The organism is Streptomyces sp. WM6378, from assembly GCF_001279695.1.
GTDB lineage: Bacteria > Actinomycetota > Actinomycetes > Streptomycetales > Streptomycetaceae > Streptomyces.
The window spans coordinates 29,412-46,840 of sequence record NZ_LGDD01000323.1; the positions used below are offsets into that span (position 1 = coordinate 29,412).

Genomic DNA, 17,429 nt, shown 5'->3' on the forward strand with positions numbered 1-17,429 from the left:
GCGGGGGCGGACCGTTCGGTCCGCCCCCGCAACGGCGACCCGTCAGGAGACGGTCACGTCGTCGTAGTAGGTGTAGGTCGCGTCACCAGGGTAGTTGTCGTCCTTGCTGGTGAGGGTGAGCGTGTAGCTGTGGCCCGCCGTCAGGGATCCGGAGGCCGACTTCCAGCCCGCGTTCAGGGTGCAGGTCTTGGCGAGGACGGTGGTCGTCGTGCCCGTGGTGTTGTCCTTGAGGGTGGCCGTCGCCCAGTCGTACGTCACGGTGTCGTTGCAGGTGACGTTGTAGGAAAAGGAGACCTTGGAGGTGCCGCTCGGCGCCGTGAAGGTCTGGGCGACCGAGGACGTGTTGGTCGGGTTGGCCGAGCCGAGCAGCGCGCCATAGCTGCCGCTGTGGGCGGCTGCGCTGGTGGCGGCGGCACTGCCGCTCGCAGTCCAGCCGGACAGGCTGCCGGACTCGAAGCCGCCATTGGTGACGCCTCCGCCGCCGGCCGCGGAGACGGTCCAGCCGAACGAGGTGCTGCCGGAGGCGCCCGTGGAGTCCTTGGCCGTCACGCTCACCGTCGAGGTGCCGATGGTGGTGACCGTGCCGCTGATCAGTCCGGTGGAGGAGTTGATCGACAGGCCCACCGGGAGACCGGTGGCCGAGTAGGTGAAGGTCTGTCCGCTCGCCGAGTCCGAGGCGCTGACCTGCAGCGAGACCGCAGTGTTGACGGTGCTGGTCTGGTTGCCCGGGTTGCTGACCGTCACCGTGTTGCCGGTCGATCCGCCGCCGACGATCGGGTGCGAGATGGCGCAGGCATTGGTGTCGTTGGACCAGCTGGCCTGTTCGGCGAAGGTGCCGGTGCCCATGGTCACGTTGGCCGCGCCGCCGGTGGTGCCGGGGCTGAGCCACGCGCACTCGTCGGAGTTCTCCTGGCCGTCGTACGAGCTGCCGGTGTGGTTGGTCCAGCCGCCGGCCGGGTTCTGGTCCGACATCATCTCGTGCCACTCATGGCCGAGCGTCATGGTGTAACCGTCGAGCGTTCCGGGTGAGTTGACGAAGCCGACGCCACAGCCGGAGCCCGAGTCGATGTTGTACGGCTGGTTGCTGAACGCGACGTCACCATAGGGCGAGTTGACCGCGCCGCCGGTCAGGGTGCTGTCACCGTTGTAGTCGTGCCAGGCGCAGTACTGACCCTGGTAATTGTCCGGGTTGGTGCCGTGCGGCGACAGGATCACGTAGTAGGCGTCGCGGTTCGACGCGGCCGTGGTGTTGCCGAAGTGAGCGGCGGCGTTGACGGCCTCCTGGCCGAGCTGGTGGCCGGAGGCTGCGCTGGGTGAGGCGGCCGCGTTGTCGTACCACACGCCGGACAGCACGCCGCCGCTCTGATACGGGACGAAGTTGGCGTTCGAGGGGCAACTGGTGGCGCCCGCCGCCACGTTGGGGCCGTCGCACCACTGGGTCAGGTCGGCGGACCACAGCTCGTTGCCCGTGCCGATGCCCTTGAACATCTGCTGGGTCGCGCCTGCGGCACCGGCCGAGTCGCCCGAGAACTTGGCGTTCCCGTTGCCGTCCGTGCTCTGCGTGCCCCACTGGGTTCCGTAGAACACCAGGTAGACCTTGGAGTGGCCGCTCTGGACGCCGATGCCGTCGATGCCGCCGCCGTAGGACAGCGTCTCGGGGCCGGTCGCCACGTTCGGCGCGGCGTGTTTGGCGTCCCACGCCTTCATCTTGGCGTTCTGCTGCGCGGTCGGCACAGCGCCGTGCCGGTAATTGTGCTGGTAGGCCGGGCTGTACGGGTTCTTGACGGAGTGGCTCTGGGCCGACTCCGCAGCCGGGGCGGCCGTTGCCTGGGGTGCGGCGACGGCGATCATGGCGCCGGTGACGAGGGACAGCGAGGCAAGGCCGGTCAGGGCTCTTCGTGCCGTGCCGCGTATGTAGGGGGTACCCATGTGGAGGGGATTCCTCTCTCGTGCAGATCGCTTGGCGCCGGTCGGCGCTACGGTCTGCGGTCTGAAAGCGGGCAGCGAGGGGCACATCGGTGGCGCGGTGACTCAATGGTGTTGCGGTACACCGGAGTTGAGCGGTGGTGCGGAAGAGGGGATGCCCGCGGAACGGACACACCGGAGCACCCTGGCCGCTGAGGTGCCAGGAGCTGGTGTGGTAACTCCGCGCGGGTCCTCCCGACCCGCTCCGGCGGGAAGGTGGAACCAACCACGTTGTGATGACACGGGCGTTGGCTGTGTTGCGTACTGCCGTGTGCTGAGGGTGATGCGCCGGTCGCTGCGCGGAAGCCAAGCAGAGTTGTCGCGTCACGGTCAATCAATGGACTGCGGCTTTCCCGTCTCTTGACGGACACCTGCACCGCCTTGACCGTGCCGGACCGGAATCTCTACCAGCGCATGGGTGGCGGCAAGCGGTTGCTCCCGTGGCGGGATTCCATCGGTCCGCGCACGGTGTCGACTTGAGCCAGATCAAGTGCCACTTCCCCTACCTGGACCGAGCACAGACAACCAAGCTCGCCAAGCCGATCCACACGGACGACGGCGACATCGCCGAGGCAGCCACCCAGGCCACTTGGGGTCAGCGGAACCATCACACTGGGCCACCATCAGGACTTCACTCTCGGCGTCGCGCAACTCCGTTGCGAAACCGGCCAGTTGATACTCAAGGCACCGCAGACCTATTCCACCGGCGACGTCGTTCGCTCGGATCGACACGAGCAGTCCCGGAGCCCGTGCTGCCGGAAGTCGTGGCCGGCGCCTTGGCTGCTGGGCTGGAGCTCGACTCCACCGCCCGCGCTCTCGGCATCGCCGGACTCGCCGCCGGCACCCTCGGGCTCGCCGCGGCTGCCTACGCGCCCCCTCGGATGCGTGCGACAGGACGGGGGCCGCGCAAGGCGATCCAGCGCATCCAGCCTCTACATCGCGGGCCCCAGGAGCTGCCGGCTCCCGAGGCAGCCCCGCCGACATCTCCCCCACTATTGCTAATGGTATCCATTTTCATCTAGCGTATCCTTCACGTACCAACGACGGAGGTCTCGCTCCCATGGCTGTTCCCAAGCGGAAGATGTCCCGCTCCAATACCCGCCACCGCCGCGCGCAGTGGAAGGCGACCACACCTCAGCTGGTCCCCTTCACCGTGGACGGCTCCGCTTATCTGGTGCCGCAGCGGCTGATGAAGGCGTACGAGCGCGGGCTGCTCCGTCCGGAGGGGTGACACGAGACCCGGTGCCGCCCTGCCCGAGCGAGCCAACCGGCCCGGCGGAGGGTGCGTCCCGCAAGCGGTGGAGCCGTACGGCCCCGGCGGTACTCGGGAATTGGCGTCCATGAGTACCGGCTCCGGGGCCGTGAAGGCCTGCCACCGGCCGGCGGCAGCGCCTGGCACGCTGCCGCCGGCATCCCACGCCGCGCGCTCACCCGCCCGTTGAAACACAACATCCCGCAGCTGAGGCGACGAGTCCCAAGCGGACGCCGCCCGCCGCGGAAGACAAGGGAGAACTGCCTTCATGCCGCTGGGATTCCGCTCCGGACGACCGGAAGGGCCCGTACCGGGCCCGAAGTCGGGCGAGTTGAAGGAGACCGTGCGCCGACTCCTCGGCCTAGATGAGGACACCGCCGTCATGATCCGCCAGCTCGCCTGCACCGAGCCCGGGTGCCCGCCGCTGGAAACGGTCGTGGCCGTGCTCCCCATGGACGGCCCTGCCCGCCGCTGGACCCTGCACCGCCCGGCCGTGCAGATCACCGAGGACGACCTGCGGGCCGCCCTGCTCACCACCGCGCACGAAGGAGCCCCCGAATGACCACCGCACCGGAAGCCCGTGATGAACGGGTTCCCGTCACCGTCCTGACCGGCTTCCTCGGCTCGGGCAAGACCACCCTCCTCAACCGGATCCTCACCGAGCAGCACGGCTTGCGGATCGCGGTCATCGAGAACGAGTTCGGCGAGGTCGGCATCGACGACGCCCTCGTGCTCGACGCCGAAGAAGAGATCTTCGAGATGAACAACGGCTGCATCTGCTGCACCGTGCGCGGCGACCTGATCCGCATCCTGGGCGCGCTGATGCGCCGGCGCGAGAAGTTCGACCGCATCCTCATCGAGACGACGGGCCTCGCCGACCCGGCGCCCGTCGCGCAGACCTTCTTCATGGACGACGAGATCGCCGCCCAGCTGCGCCTGGACGCCATCGTCACTCTCGTCGACGCCGCGCATGTGCTCCCGCACCTGGACGAGGCCAAGCCCGAGGGCGTGGAGAACGAGGCCGTCGAGCAGATCGCCTTCGCCGACCGCATCGTGCTCAACAAGACCGACCTCGCCGACGATGCGACCGTCATCGACGTCGTCGCCCGCATCCGTTCCATCAACCACGGGGTACGGATCATCCCGGCCCGGCATGCGCAGCTGGACCTCCACGAGGTCCTGGACGTGGGCGCGTTCGACCTGGAGCGGGTGCTCGCCGACGACCCGTCCTTCCTCACCGACACCGAGCACCAGCACGACACCACCGTCACCTCGGTCGGCATCGACCTGCCCGGCGAACTCGACGAGGACCGCCTCAACAGGTGGCTCGGCAACCTGCTCCGCACCAAGGGCGTCGACATCTTTCGCTCCAAGGGCATCCTCGCCCTCGCCGGAGCACCGAAGCAGTACGTCTTCCAGGGCGTGCACATGCTCCTGGACGGGGAGTTCGGCCGGGACTGGCGCGAGGACGAGGAGCGGCGCAACCGACTCGTCTTCATCGGGCGCGACCTCGACCGTGCCGAGCTGGAGCGCGGCTTCGCCGAGTGCCTGGCCACGGCGGGGGCGACCGCGTGAGCATCACCGCATCCGATCAGGCGCTGTCCGCTGCCTGGGAGTTCACTCTGGACGACGCGCCCGTCGCGCTCAGCGCGCGCGGTGATCTGGTGGCCGTCGCCGGGGCGGACGGCACGGTCCGCGTCCTGACGGAGGGCGCCGAGATGGGTGCCCTCGAACTGCCCGGCGGGGCGCTGAGTACCCAACTCGCGCCAGATGCACAGCATTTGATGGTTACCGGCCCCACCGGGTACGCGCTGTGGCGGCGCGCGGACGGGCGTACGACGGCGCGCGAGACCGGTGCCTGGTCGTCAGCGGCCGCCTGGGCGAACCGTGAGCGGGTCGCGGTCGCCTCCGGCCGCCGGGCCCTCGTACTCGACGCGGACGGCGCGGAGTTGTGGGCCACCGAGCCCGCCGCCTCCACCGTCACCGACCTCGCCTGGATGCGTGACGGGCGGCGCCTGGCCGTCGCCGCGTACGGCGCCGTGCGCTGCCACGAGCGGCACACCGCCCGGCCGGTCGTCACCTATCCCTACCTCGGCTCGCATCTGACGCTCGCCGTCGCGCCCACCGGCCGGTGGATCTGCAGCGGCAACCAGGACGCCTCCATCCACATCTGGCGAGCCCGCGACGGCGACGAACTGACCATGTCCGGCTACCCGGAGAAGGTCGCACGCCTCGCCTTCGACGACACCGGGTTCTGGCTGGCCGCCGACGGCGCCCCGGACGTCACGGTGTGGGACTTCTCCGGCAAGGGCCCCGCCGGCACCGCACCCCGCTCCCTGCGCTGCCACGAGACCATCACCGCGCTGGCCTGGCGGCCCGGCGGCGCCGGCCACCTGGCCAGCGGGGGCGACGACGGCACCGTCGCGCTGTGGCGGGCGACCGCCGGGAGGTCGGAGTCGCGGCTGCGCCCGGTGCGCACCCTGGAGGGTGAGGCGGCGGTCGCGGCGCTGGCCTGGGCGGGCCCGCACCTGCTGATCGTCTGCTACAGGGACGGCTTGGTACGGGCCCATCGCCTGCCTCTACGGGAAGCGCTGTGAGCGGTGCCCTCAACCGCCCTGCCAGTGTCGTCACCATACAGCGCCCTGTCGCCGTCATCCGTGCCGCCCGCGGCCGGCCGTGCACGCTACTGGTGTGCCGGGGTTGTTGCTGCGGCAATCCGCGCAAGCATCCCGGGGCCGATCACCAGGGGCAGCTGGAGCGACTGCGTACGGCCGCTGATGATGCGGCGGGACGGTTCACGGTGCGGACGACGGACTGCCTCGGCCCTTGCGACCAGGCGGACGTGGTCGTGGTCCGGCCGTCCGCCGAGGGACGGCGGCGCGGCGGGCGGGCGGTCTGGATCGGCTTCGCCATGGACGACACGTTCACCGACGACCTCCTGCGCTGGATCGGCCAAGGGGGCCCTGGCCTCGCCGCCCCTCCGCCCGCCCTGGAACTGCAGTTCATCCGTGCCCCCGGTACGGAGAAGGAGACCCGGGCACGAGGGCGCCGCCGTGCACGCCGATGAGGACCGCGCCAGGCTCTCCGAGTGTCCGGACCACCCGGTGCCCGCCTCCGTAGCGGCGGGCATCACCGCAACTGCTGCCGCCACCCACCTCGACGCCGCCACAGCCTGCGTCATCGCGGCCACGAGGGCCACTGGGACGACCACTGAAAGCCGTCCGTGGGTAGTTCACCGCCGGGGGCTGGCTGAGGGAAGGCCGGGCAGGACAGTTATCGGACCGCGACGAGGATGTAGTCGCTGCCGAACTGCCAGACCGGTGCCACGTCTTGGAACCCCGCGTCTCGGAGCAGATCGACGTGATCGGCCAGGGTGAGGCCGTTGTCGGGGATGCATGACGGGTGACGTGTGGGGCGGAGGCCGAGGAGACCAGCCAGTTCGGGGTCGTCTTCCGCCGCCGCCCACCAGGACTCCCAGTCCTCATGCGTGGACAGCCGGCGCCGTTCGCCCCGGCGGCGGCCCACGTGCAGGGCGATCTCCGCGGCCCTGCCGCCGACCGGACGCAGCCGGTCGCTGTTGACGAGTACGCCGCCTGGACGCAGCACCGCGGCGAGGTCGTTGTACGTGCGGTTCAGCGCGTCCGCGCCGAGGCAGTGCAGCGCGGTGGTGGAGACCACCGCGTCCAGGGGGCCGCCCAGCTCCAGTTCGTCGATCCAGCCGTCCGTACCCATCGCTGTGCGGACGAAGCGGGCGGCGTTCGCGTAGTGGGTCCGGCCCAGTTCCAGGAGCAGCGGGTCGATGTCCACGGCCACGATGTCGGCGTGCGGGAGTCGCCGGGCCAGCCGCGCGGCCAGCGGGCCCGGGCCGCACCCGAGGTCGGCGACCAGGGGCCGGGGCCGGTCTGCCGTGACGTGCTCGACCACATCGGCGATCACGGTGAACCGGTCCTCGCGGTCGAGCGCGTACCGTTGCTGCTGGTCTTCCCAGCGCCGTACCCACTGCTCGGCCGTCGCCATTCTCAGCCCCATTCGGCCGTGCCACCTCGCCGTCTCGCACCGTGTCTGCAGGATCTCCCCCGACCCTACAGGTGGAAACGGTTTCCATTCGCGTTGTTCACTCCAACGTGGCCAGGACGGCGAGGAGTCGGTCGATCTCCTCCGTGGTGTTGTAGACGTGCAGGCTCACCCGCACCGACTCCTGCTTCTCTCCGGCGCTGCCCTGGCAGTGGCTGTCGGAGCGGACCATGAATCCGTGGCTGAAGAGGATGAAGCCGAGGTCACCGGAGTCGATGCCGCGGTGTCGGAAGGTCACGATGCCCTGGCGCCGCTGCACCTCGGTGTCCGCCGCCAGGCTGGTCTGACAGCCGAGGATCTCGTACATGGACAACCGGCGCAGCCCGTCGGTGAGCCGGGAGGCCAGCGCTCGGGTCCAGCGTTCGATCCGGTCCGTGCCCGCGGTGTCCAGCCAGTCGAGTGCGGCGCGCAGGCTGACGATGCCGGTGGTGTTGGGGCTGCCGCTCCACCCGCCGGGCGTAAAACGCGGTCCACGGATGTTACGGGCCCAGATGGCGCCGGAGCCGGGCAGGGCCAGGGCCTTGTGACCGGAGAAAACGGCGAAGTCCACATCGAGTTCGGTCATGGAGACCGGCAGGTGGCCGACGCTCTGGGCGGCGTCCAGGCAGATCGCCACGCGGGGGCCGACGAGGCGGCGGATCCGGTGGATGTTCATGTCGCCGCCGTAGACGTGGTGGACGTGGGAGACCGCGACGAAACGGGTCCGCCTGTTCAGCAGCTGGTCCAGTGCCGCCAAGTCGTAGTCTCCGGAGGGTGACTGGTAGGGCATCGGGCGTACCAGGACGCGGATTCCTTGCCGGGCCAGCAGGTCACGCGTCTCCAACCAGGGCAGGATGTTGGCCTGGTGGTCGGCGAACGGAACGATGACCTCGTCCCCGTCGCCGAGGAACGCTGTGAGCCAGTCGCGTGCGATGGTCCGCAGGCCGTCGGTGGTCCCGCTCACGAAGTGCACGCCGGACTGTCCGGGGTCCGGGTCGTGGAGGAACTCCTTGATCCGCTGCCCGGTCTCCCGCACCAGCGCGGTCGTCTGGTTGGCCCAGGTGTAGGTGCCTCGCCCGGCATTGGCGTTGGTGGTGGTGAGGTAGGTGTGGACAGCGTCCAGTACGGCTTGCGGCTTCTGCGCCGTCGCGGCGCTGTCCAGGTACGCCAGGTCCGGATGCGCCGTGACGATCGGGAACTGGGCGCGCAGCGCGGTCTGCCAGCTACTCAGTTCCTCCAGGGCGGCAAGGCCGTCGGCGGGTGCGGTGGGCACGGCGGCTTCATTCCCTCACCAGCGGTGCGCCCGCGTCGCGCCAGGCGATGATGCCGCCCCGCAGGCTGCGCACGTCGGGATGGCCCATGCGGGAGAGCAGCGCGGCATACCTGGCGGACTGCTCGCCCACCGGGCAGGCCAGCAGTACGGGCCGGCTCTTGCTGAACGGAAGGCCGCCCCGTACGAGTTCGCCGAACAGCTCGTCGACGATGTTGAGCGAGCCCTCGATGTGCAGTGCGGCGTAGGCGAAGGGGCTGCGCAGGTCGACGACGAGCGGGCGGTCGCGGCCGATCCACGCCAGAGCGTCCTCGACGCCGATGTCGGTGGCGGAGGCCAGTTCGGCGTCGGAGAGGTCGGCGAGGGAGTTCTTCTGCGGCGGGCGGCCCAGCAGTTCGGGGCGCCGCTCGCGCACATAGCCGAGGTAGCCCTCGATCCGGTCGCACACGATGAACACCGCGCTCCTGCGCTCCTGTTCACCGCCCTGATCCCGCTGTGCCAGTTCGGCATCCACTCCGCGCAGATGGCGGACAGCCCCGAAATAGGCGGCTCCGCCCGTCGGGCCTGCCAGCACACCGCACCTGCGGACCAGCGTCAGCATGCCGTCGATGGCCTGGCCGGAGGTGACGGAGGCGATCGTGTCGTACACAGCCGGATCGAACAGACCGACCTCCTGCACCTCGTCAAGGGTGCGGATCCCCGGTACGAAGTCCGACTTGTGTGCCACGAGCCCCACCACCGTCACGTCCGGGGTGTGCTCCCGCAACACCGTGGCGACGCCCGTGGACGAGCCGGCGGTGCCCACGCAGGCGATGAAATAGTCCGGGGCACGGCCGTCCAGATCCTTGATGATCTCGGGCCCGGTGCCTGCCAGATGCGCCTGGAAGTTGAGCGCGTTGAAGTACTGATCCGTGTAGAGGTACGAGCTGCCGGGCCCGGTCAGCGTCTGGTGGAACAGCGTCAGCGGATCCTCGGTGTTGGTCGGATCGAGGCACTCGGTCTGCCCGGGCAGCTCCTCGACCTCCGCACCCAGCAACAGCAACAGGTCCTTGGTCTCCGGGATCCGCATCCGGTTGGTGACGGTCTTGAACGGCACTCCGTGCATGCCCGCCAGCACGGCCAGGGCCTTGGCCGTGTTCCCGCTGGACAGCTCCACCACCGTACGGCCGTGCTCCGCCGCCTCGCTCAGCCCCGGCCGCACCATGTTCCACGCGGCCCTGTCCTTGACCGAACCGAACGGGTTCAACAGCTCCAGCTTCGCGTACAGGTCGATGCGGCGCAGGCCGTGCACGGCCGGATCGATGCGCAGGAGCGGAGTGTTGCCGATCGCGTCGGTGATGCTGTCAAGCCTCATGGATGCCCTCCCCTTGTATGACCGGCCAGTACTGCTCGTCCAGGCACCAGCGCCAGGCGCCCTCCTCCTGCCAGGCGGCGACCTTGCGCGCGACGGGCTGGTGCTGCGCCTGGTCGGCGCTGAAGTCCATGCAGTAGCCCGCGGTGTTCGGGAAGCCCAACAGGTCACCCGGCTGTGGCAGACACGGCAGGAACACCATCCGCCGCGTGATCAAGTCGCTTTCCAGGCACAGGTTGCCGGCGAGATACACCCCGACCGGCTCGCCGTCCGCCGCTGGGTCGCGCGTTCCGGCGCGCGGAACGACGACCGGGTCCATCAGGACTCCGTGCTCCTCCAGGCCGATGTCATCGGCGTTCGCCTCCAGCCGCACCATGCGGTCCCCGGCTTCCGTGCGGCGCACCTCCAGGACCCGCGCCAACGTGAGCCCGCACTGGTCAACGAGCGCCCGGCCGGGCTCCGTGTAGAGGTCGTAGAGGCTCTCCAGGAGCGAGGCCGCCAGCGTGCGGCCCAGCGACGGAGCCGGGTGGGAAAGAAGCGCGTCGAGATACCGCTCCCCGGCCACGGGCCGGTGTGCCGGATACAGCCCGAGGCCGCCCCGCAGCGTCCCTGCTTCGCACCTCAGCCCGTACCCGTGCCGCCCCCAGGTCAGGGCCTCGCGGTTGCCCATCACCGCCTGCGTGAGCTCCGTCGTGTACCGGTCCCACTGCCCGCCGTCCGCAAGGTAGTTGACCCCGAAGCCCCCGCCCGCGTCGATGACCCGCGGTTCGAGTCCCCGGCTGCGACACTCGTTCATCACCAGGACACAGCCTTCGAGTGCCACGGCCTTCTCGGCGATGCTCGTCGTGTCGAGGTGGTAGCCGACCCCCGTGAAGTCCACGACGTCCTGGTGCCGCTCGACCGCCTTCAGCAGTGCATCCAGCTCGCTTACCGGTGTGCCGAATCGGCTCTGCCTCGTCAGCTGCCTCACCCCGGGCGAGGAGAACGACGAGAGCCGCAGCAGAACCCGGACGCGGGGCAGGCCGTACCGGCGCACCACGGCGGCCAGGTCGTCCAACTCGCCGCGCCCGTCGACGTTCACGGCCGCCCCGCTGCGCGCCGCCAGCCACAGGAACTCCGGGTTCTTCGGCCCCGTCGCCATGATCTGGGCAGGGGCGAAGCCTGCCCCAAGAGCATGCTGAACCTCGCCCAGCGACGCCACGTCAATCCCGGTTCCGTCACGCGAGGCCGCCAGGCGCCGCACCAAGGCGCTCGACCGGTTCGCCTTGTGCGCGAAGAAGACCTCACCGCTCAGACGGTGTTTGCGGTACACGGCGCGGAAGCGCGCGAGATTCTCAACGATCTGGTCCGGCAGCACCACGTTGAGCGGCGATCCGAGCCCGCTCGCCAGCGTACGGAGGAAGCCGGTAGCCCCTAGCAGCGACGCCAGCCTGGGCTCCAGCCGTGGCTCCAGGTATAAGGGGAGGTCCATCCTCCGAGGCTCCTCCCCTCATCCAGGGCAGAACGCCCCTGCCATCACCGGGACTTGATCACCGTAGTCCGCCCAAACGGCCGTTCGGTCTATCCATTTCCATCCCGGAGGTGCTTTACGCCCCTGCCCGTCGCTCCGTAGGCAGGGAACGTGCGCCCCCGCGTAGGGGCGGGGCCGGATGGCAAGGACAGGGGCGTCGGCGGCTATCCGGCGCGGCAGTCCGGGCAGACGCCGGTGAGTTCCACGGTGTGCTCGACCTCGGAGAACCCCGAGGCGGCGGTGATGCGTTCGGCCCAGAACTCGACGTCCTCGGCGTCGATGGGCATGCCCAGGCCGCAGGTTCGGCACAGCAGATAGTGCCGGTGTTCGGCGGCAGGCCGGTGCCGGAAGAGCCGCTCGCCCACTCGCGTGCGTACGACATCGGCGCGGTCGGCGGCCGCGAGGGCGCCCAGGGTGCGGTAGACGGTGCTCAGGCCGATGTGCGAACCCGATGCCCTGAGGGAGGCGTGCAGCGTCCGGGCGCTGACGAATCCGTGTGCTTCGGTCAATGCTTTGAGCACGGTTACTCGTTGGGCGGTTCTGCGGCCGAGCAGGTCAGCATCGTCGGGCGGAGTAGTCATCATGCCGCTGCTACCTGCCTCGTACGGAGCCGGGTGCGGGGACGTACCACGGCGAGCGCGACCGCGTAGACGGCGGTGGCCACGGCCATGATGGTGAAGCTGGGCGGGATCTGGGGAACGGCGTAGCTGAGGGCGAGCCCGGCCCACATGTCGGCCACCGCGAGGCCCGCCGACAGGGTGAGCGCACGATAGGGCCGGTCGGTGAGGCGCTGGGCGGTGCCCGCCGGTGCGGCGAGCAGACCGAGCAACAGCAGCGAGCCGACGGCTTGCGTTGCTTCGGCGGCGGTGGCGCCGGTCAGGGCGAGGAAGACGATGCCCAGGGTGCGTACGGGAACGTGGCGGGCAGCGGCCACCGCCTCGTCGACCGAGGCGAACAGCAGGGGCCGGGCCACAGCCAGCATCGCCAGGCAGATTCCAGCCGCGACGGCCGTCGCCAGCCAGGTTTGCTGGGCCGACAGGCCGAAGATCGAGCCGAACAGGACGGTGACGCCCGCCGTCCCGTTGGCGGCGCCGCGCGACGTCGTATACAGGGTGAGGAAGAAGGCGCCGAGCCCGAGGATCCACGAGAAGACGTTGCCGATGGCCACGTCGTCCGCCCGGCCGCGCTTGCCGAGCGCCCCGATCAACACCGCGAGGAGCACGGTGGCCGCGAACAGGCCGAGCCGTAGGTCGTAGCCGAACGCGAGCGCCGCGAGCGCCCCGGTGAAGGCGACGTGGCTGAGCGCGTCGCCAGTGAACACCTGGGCGCGCAGCACCAGGAAGTAGCCGACGAGCCCGGCCGCCAGCGCGATCGCCGTACCCGCGAGCAGCGCGTGGAGGAAGTAGGGGTGGGAGAAGGCGCTCATGCCGCACCTCCTGGCAGCGGTCGGCCGCGTCCAGCGGCGAGCAGGCGGCCCAGGCGGGCGGCAAGGTAGACGGCGAAGGCGAAGGTCGTCACGTAGAACCCGATCGGATACGGGGAGTAGTACGCGGTGATGAGACCGCTCCAGGTCACCGCGACGGCGATCGCCACCGAGGCGAGCAGGCTCGCGGCGGGCCGGGCGGTGAGCTGCTGTGCGGTTGCTGCGGGCATGACGAGCAGGGCGAACACCAGCAGGGTGCCGGTGATCTGGCTGGCCTCGGCGGTCGCAGCCCCAAGGAGCACCAGGAAGGCCACGGCCAAAGCCCGCACGGGTACCCCGCGCGCGGCCGCCACGTCCGGGTCGACGGAGGCGAACAGCAGAGGCCGCCCGATGAATGCCAGCACGCCGAGGGCGAGTGCGCCCACCACGGCCAGGACGGTCACCTGGGTGGTCGTGATCCCCAGGAAGCTTCCGAACAGCAGGGAGTTCACGCCGCCGAGGAACCCCTTGTAGAGGGAGACGAAGAGGAAGCCGCAGGCCAGCAGGAACGCCTGCACGGTGCCGGTGAGCGCGGATTCCTGGCCGCGCCCGCCTTGTCCGGCCCGTGGGATGGCGGCTATCGCGAGGGCGCCGCCGATGCAGAAGGCGAAGTAGCCGAATCCGGCGCCGATGCCGAGCAGGGTGGCGCAGGCCGCGCCGGGGAAGCTGACCACGGCCAGGGTGTGCCCGGCGAAGCTCTGCCGCCGCAGCACCATGTACCAGCCGATGACAGCGGCAAGGACGGCGACGACGGTTCCGGCCCGGAAGGCGTTGACCATGAAGGGGAACGCCCAGATCTGCTGGAGGTCGGTAAGCGGGTTCCACGACCAACCGGCGTTCGCATCAGCCCAGTTCATGGTGCGTGCCGATCGGTGTGAACGGCCGGCGCCTCCGGCTGACCGACGACCACCAGGCGCCCGTCACTGGTCCGCAGTACCTCGACGGGCACCCCGTACAGCCGCGTCAGGGTCTCCGTCGTGATCACGTCCTGGGGGCGGCCCGTGACCGCGCCGCCCTCCGCGATGTACACGACCCGATCCAGCCACGGCAGTATCGGGTTCACATCGTGGGCGACCATCACCACGCTCACCCGCTCCTCACGGCAGATCCGCCCGATCAGAGCCGCCACCGCTCCCTGGTGGGACAGGTCGAGGCTGTCGAGCGGCTCGTCCAGGAGCAGCAACTGGGGCCTGCGGACGAGGGCTTGAGCGATCAGCAACCGCTGCTGCTCGCCGCCCGAGCATTCGCCTATGGGGCGATGCGCGTATCCGGTCGCACCGACCAGGTCGACGACCTCGGCGACGCGTTCGCGCTCAGCACGGCGCCTTGCGGACAACCGGGCCAGCAGGGGCACGCCCCACCGGTCGCCGTCGAGACCGAGCCGCACGATGTCGACGCCGCGGATGCGCAGGCTGGCATCGAAGCTCCGGCGCTGCGGAAGATAGCCGACGCGGTGACTGGCTCGGCCCGGAGCCTCGCCCAGTACCCGCACCTCACCGGTGGCAGCCGGCAGGAGGCCGAGCAGCACCTTCACCAGCGTCGACTTACCCACGCCATTCGGGCCGAGCACCGCGGTGAACTCCCCGGCTCCGACGTCGAGATCGACTCCGGACCACAGCGTCCGCCCACCGACACTCACCCCGGCCCCGCGCAGCGACACGACCGCCGGGACCGCATCGCCGGACCGGACCTGCGCCGGAACCCGCTGCCTCACCACGTCACTCACCCGCCCGGCGGGATCCACCGCAGTCACTGCTTCCCCGTGGCCTGCGCCAGCGCCTTCTCGATGTCCGTCAGCTGGCGCACCTGCCAGTCCTGGAAGGAGGTCCCGGCCAGGGTGAGCGTCTCGGTCACCGTGGCGACCGGGATGCCCGCCGCCTTGGCCGCCTTGACCTGGGCCGCGACATCCGGCGTGGAGTTCTGGCTGTTGTAGACGTAGACCTTGATCTGCTTGTTCTGGATCTGCGCGTCGATCGCCGACTTGTCCTTGGCCGTCGGGTCGGTTCCCTCGCTGATCGCGTCGAGGAAGGACTCCGGGGTGAGCATCTTCAGGCCGAGCCCGTCCGCGAGCGGCGTGACGATGGACTCCGAAGCGCCGACGGGCGTGCCCGCGTACTTGGCCTTGATGTCGCCGACGAGCTTGTTGTACGGGGCGAGGGTCTGCGTCTCATAGGTCTTCTTCTGCGCGTCGAAGTAGGCGGCGTCGGCCGGGTCCAGCTTCTTGTAGTCGCCGGTGATCCTCTCGATCACCTTGTGGACGTCGTCCGGCGAGTACCAGCGGTGCGGATTTCCACCGGGCTTGAGCCCGACCAGGTCGCCGACCTTCAGATCGGTACGGCCGCTGCCGGGGTTCGCGGACAGGAGCTTGTCGGCCCAGGCGTCGTAGCCGATGCCGTTGACGATCGTGTACTGGGCGGAGGCGACAGTACGGCCGTCGGCGGCGGTCGGCTCGTAGTCGTGCGGATCGGCGTTGGGATTGCTGATGATGCTCTTCACGTCCGTATGGCTGCCGCCGAGCTGCTGGGCGACGCTGCCCCAGAAGTTCTCCGCCGCCACCACGTGGAGCACCTTGCCCGACCCGCCCTCGCCGCTCTCCGCTCCGCCGGACGCCGTGGCCTTGTCCGAGCCCGATCCGGAGGAGGTGGAGCAGGCACTGAGGGCGGCGAGTGCCGCGACAACCACCAGGCTTCCGGCAGCGGTTCGGGCATGAGCGCGGGCATGGCCGGATATGTCGGTACGCATGGCAGGGATCTCCTCGACGGGCGGCCGGACCCTGCAGACGGGCAGGGGCCGGCGGAGCGGGACATCTCCACGCTAGATGGAAACGATTGTCACCACCACGAATCAGCCGCACTTAATGAAAACCATTACCGTTTCTTGACTGCGGTTTGCCCTGCGGTTCTGCCCGCGCCCTCGTATCGCCGGGCCGGCCCTTGGCGCACTCGGCCTCAGCGAGTGGATCGCCCCGTCGCGCCGTGCCCACACGCGCGCGAATCGCCGCACGGCACCGAGAAGCGGATCCGTCTCTCGTTGCGTAGGCGACCGAGTCCGCTGCACCGCCGCACCCGCGCGGGCTGTCCATCCCATGCCGCGGGCAACCGTCAGCCCGGTCGGCGATGAGCTCACTGTCCGCCATGCGCGCCTGCGAGCCCGCGCGGTGGACCAGGGTCTCCGACCCAGGAGGGGGCGTGGTCCGGAACCGAGAGCGGTATCGGGTGCGGGGGCGGTGGCCGGTCCCGTGATCGGCCGAGGATTAGAGGGATTTCTTCGACGCTGCCGTCCTCGGAGTGCACGCAGCGGTATGGCGGCTTGCCGGGCCCGATGGTCATGCCGCTCCGCCTGTTCCAGCTCCCCAAGGGCCTTGTCCCGGTTGCCGTCCCAGCAGCCACGCACGCGCAAGATCCATGTGGTGGTGACCCTGGCGCATGTTCGGCAGTCCTGCGACCGGCTGGGCTGGTGCGCCGGTTGAGGGCCAGGTGGTGATGCCGGCGGCGTCGGGGTTGTTCATCCGGCCGAGCCAGCCGGTGCGGCCGCCTCTCTTGCGGCCTTCGGCGGAGGGCTGGATGACGATGACGTTGGCGCGCTCACAGGCGTCCGGGCAATCGGGGCGGCGGACATGGCGAGACGCCCAAAGTGGTGTACGGATCGGCGAGTTGGGCTTCGTGTCCCAGGTGAGGGACCTTGGCCGGGGTGCCGCAGCAGCAGCTCCGGCAGACGGCGACGGTGGGCCGGGCTGTGCCTGCCTGCGCGGTGGAAGCAGCCCGTCGGGTGCGCTTGCTCACTGGGCGCCGTCGGTGTCGGCGCGCCTCCAGGCCGCATCGTGCAGCAGGCGCAGGCCGTTGAGGCCGACGATGACAGTGGAGCCCTCATGACCAAGGACACCGAGCGGCAGCGGCAAAGTGGCGACGAGGTCCCAGATGACCAGGCCGGTGATGAACGCACCGGCGATGACCAGGTTCTGGACCACCAGGCGCCGGGCCGCACGGGCCAGGGCAACGACCCTGGGGACGGTGGCCAGTTCGTCGCGGACGATGACGGCGTCGGCGGTCTCCAGGGCGAGGTCGGAGCCGGCGCGGCCCATGGCGATGCCGATGTGGGCGGCGGCCAGTGCCGGGGCGTCGTTGACGCCGTCACCGATGACCAGCACCTTGCGGCCTCGGGCCTCCAGACGGCGTACGGCTTCGACCTTGTCCTCGGGCAGGAGACCGGCATGGACCTCGTCGCCGGTGATGCCGGCCTCGGCGGCCAGGCGGGCGGCGGCGCGCGGGTTGTCGCCCGTCACCAGTATCGGCGTGCTGCCGGTCAGCGCGGTCAGGGCGGCGACGGTCGCGGTGGCATCGGGACGCAGCCGGTCGGCGATGCCCAGCACCCCGACCGGGACGCCGTCGCGCAGGACCAGGACGGCCGTGCGGCCACCGTCCTCCAGGCCAGCCGCGACCTCGGCGGCGCAGGCGGCGCCGGTGCCGCCGAGGAGGCGGGCGGGTGCGCCGACCGCCACCAAGTGACCACCGACGAGGGCGGTGACCCCGACGCCGGGAGTGGAGGTGAAGTCGCGCAGGTCGGCGA

The 17,429-nt window shown here is 70.2% G+C and carries 16 protein-coding genes; 5 read left to right on the forward strand and 11 right to left on the reverse strand.

Going from position 1 to position 17,429, the window contains the following annotated elements; all coding sequences use genetic code 11:
* Nucleotides 1–42 precede the first annotated feature (42 nt).
* Nucleotides 43–1,929 carry an Ig domain-containing protein gene (locus ADK54_RS42720; protein WP_063802111.1) on the reverse strand — a complete coding sequence of 629 codons (1,887 nt, stop codon included), beginning with the start codon at nt 1,927–1,929 and terminating at the stop codon, nt 43–45.
* Between the two features lie 1,096 nt (nt 1,930–3,025).
* Between ADK54_RS42720 and rpmF the strand changes: the two genes are divergently transcribed.
* From rpmF to ADK54_RS34130, 5 genes are all read left to right on the forward strand, one after another.
* Nucleotides 3,026–3,196, forward strand: a complete 171-nt coding sequence (rpmF, locus tag ADK54_RS34110; protein WP_053729666.1) for a 50S ribosomal protein L32 — start codon at nt 3,026–3,028, stop codon at nt 3,194–3,196.
* A gap of 289 nt (nt 3,197–3,485) precedes the next feature.
* Nucleotides 3,486–3,779 carry a hypothetical protein gene (locus tag ADK54_RS34115; protein WP_053729667.1) on the forward strand — a complete coding sequence of 98 codons (294 nt, stop codon included), beginning with the start codon at nt 3,486–3,488 and terminating at the stop codon, nt 3,777–3,779.
* The gene (locus tag ADK54_RS34120) at nt 3,776–4,792 is read left to right on the forward strand and encodes a CobW family GTP-binding protein (protein WP_053729668.1); all 1,017 of its coding nucleotides are present in this window, start codon (nt 3,776–3,778) and stop codon (nt 4,790–4,792) included. The genes ADK54_RS34115 and ADK54_RS34120 overlap by 4 nt, the downstream gene beginning before the upstream one ends.
* A complete protein-coding gene (locus ADK54_RS34125) occupies nt 4,789–5,814 on the forward strand; it encodes a WD40 repeat domain-containing protein (protein WP_053729678.1) in 1,026 nt (341 codons plus the stop codon). Before ADK54_RS34120 ends, ADK54_RS34125 begins: the two co-directional genes overlap by 4 nt.
* A 56-nt stretch (nt 5,815–5,870) precedes the next feature.
* Complete coding sequence (locus ADK54_RS34130) at nt 5,871–6,284, forward strand: (2Fe-2S) ferredoxin domain-containing protein (RefSeq protein ID WP_053729679.1); 414 nt, start codon at nt 5,871–5,873, stop codon at nt 6,282–6,284.
* Nucleotides 6,285–6,490: 206 nt separating this feature from the next.
* Here ADK54_RS34130 and ADK54_RS34135 read toward each other — a convergent pair whose 3' ends face one another.
* From ADK54_RS34135 to ADK54_RS34180, 10 genes are all read right to left on the reverse strand, one after another.
* Nucleotides 6,491–7,246 (reverse strand): class I SAM-dependent methyltransferase, encoded by a 756-nt coding sequence (locus tag ADK54_RS34135; RefSeq protein ID WP_053729669.1) that lies wholly within the window; start codon nt 7,244–7,246, stop codon nt 6,491–6,493.
* 85 nt (nt 7,247–7,331) lie between these two features.
* Nucleotides 7,332–8,543 (reverse strand): aminotransferase class V-fold PLP-dependent enzyme, encoded by a 1,212-nt coding sequence (locus ADK54_RS34140; RefSeq protein WP_053729670.1) that lies wholly within the window; start codon nt 8,541–8,543, stop codon nt 7,332–7,334.
* Nucleotides 8,544–8,550: 7 nt separating this feature from the next.
* A complete protein-coding gene (locus tag ADK54_RS34145) occupies nt 8,551–9,894 on the reverse strand; it encodes a pyridoxal-phosphate dependent enzyme (protein WP_053729671.1) in 1,344 nt (447 codons plus the stop codon).
* Complete coding sequence (locus ADK54_RS34150; protein WP_053729672.1) at nt 9,884–11,362, reverse strand: Y4yA family PLP-dependent enzyme; 1,479 nt, start codon at nt 11,360–11,362, stop codon at nt 9,884–9,886. Before ADK54_RS34150 ends, ADK54_RS34145 begins: the two co-directional genes overlap by 11 nt.
* A gap of 203 nt (nt 11,363–11,565) precedes the next feature.
* Complete coding sequence (locus ADK54_RS34155; protein WP_234392323.1) at nt 11,566–11,985, reverse strand: Fur family transcriptional regulator; 420 nt, start codon at nt 11,983–11,985, stop codon at nt 11,566–11,568.
* On the reverse strand, nt 11,982–12,827 hold the full coding sequence (locus ADK54_RS34160) for a metal ABC transporter permease (RefSeq protein WP_053729673.1): 846 nt from the start codon (nt 12,825–12,827) through the stop codon (nt 11,982–11,984). Before ADK54_RS34160 ends, ADK54_RS34155 begins: the two co-directional genes overlap by 4 nt.
* Nucleotides 12,824–13,720: a metal ABC transporter permease gene (locus tag ADK54_RS34165; RefSeq protein ID WP_053729674.1), complete on the reverse strand. Its 897-nt coding sequence runs from the start codon at nt 13,718–13,720 to the stop codon at nt 12,824–12,826. Before ADK54_RS34165 ends, ADK54_RS34160 begins: the two co-directional genes overlap by 4 nt.
* The gene (locus ADK54_RS34170; protein ID WP_053729681.1) at nt 13,717–14,580 is read right to left on the reverse strand and encodes a metal ABC transporter ATP-binding protein; all 864 of its coding nucleotides are present in this window, start codon (nt 14,578–14,580) and stop codon (nt 13,717–13,719) included. Before ADK54_RS34170 ends, ADK54_RS34165 begins: the two co-directional genes overlap by 4 nt.
* A 32-nt stretch (nt 14,581–14,612) precedes the next feature.
* Entirely contained in the window at nt 14,613–15,605 is a 993-nt protein-coding gene (locus ADK54_RS34175; protein ID WP_053729675.1) for a metal ABC transporter solute-binding protein, Zn/Mn family, read from the reverse strand.
* A gap of 1,036 nt (nt 15,606–16,641) precedes the next feature.
* Nucleotides 16,642–17,429: HAD-IC family P-type ATPase (locus ADK54_RS34180; RefSeq protein ID WP_159047981.1), on the reverse strand; the 788-nt coding region annotated here is incomplete at its 5' end.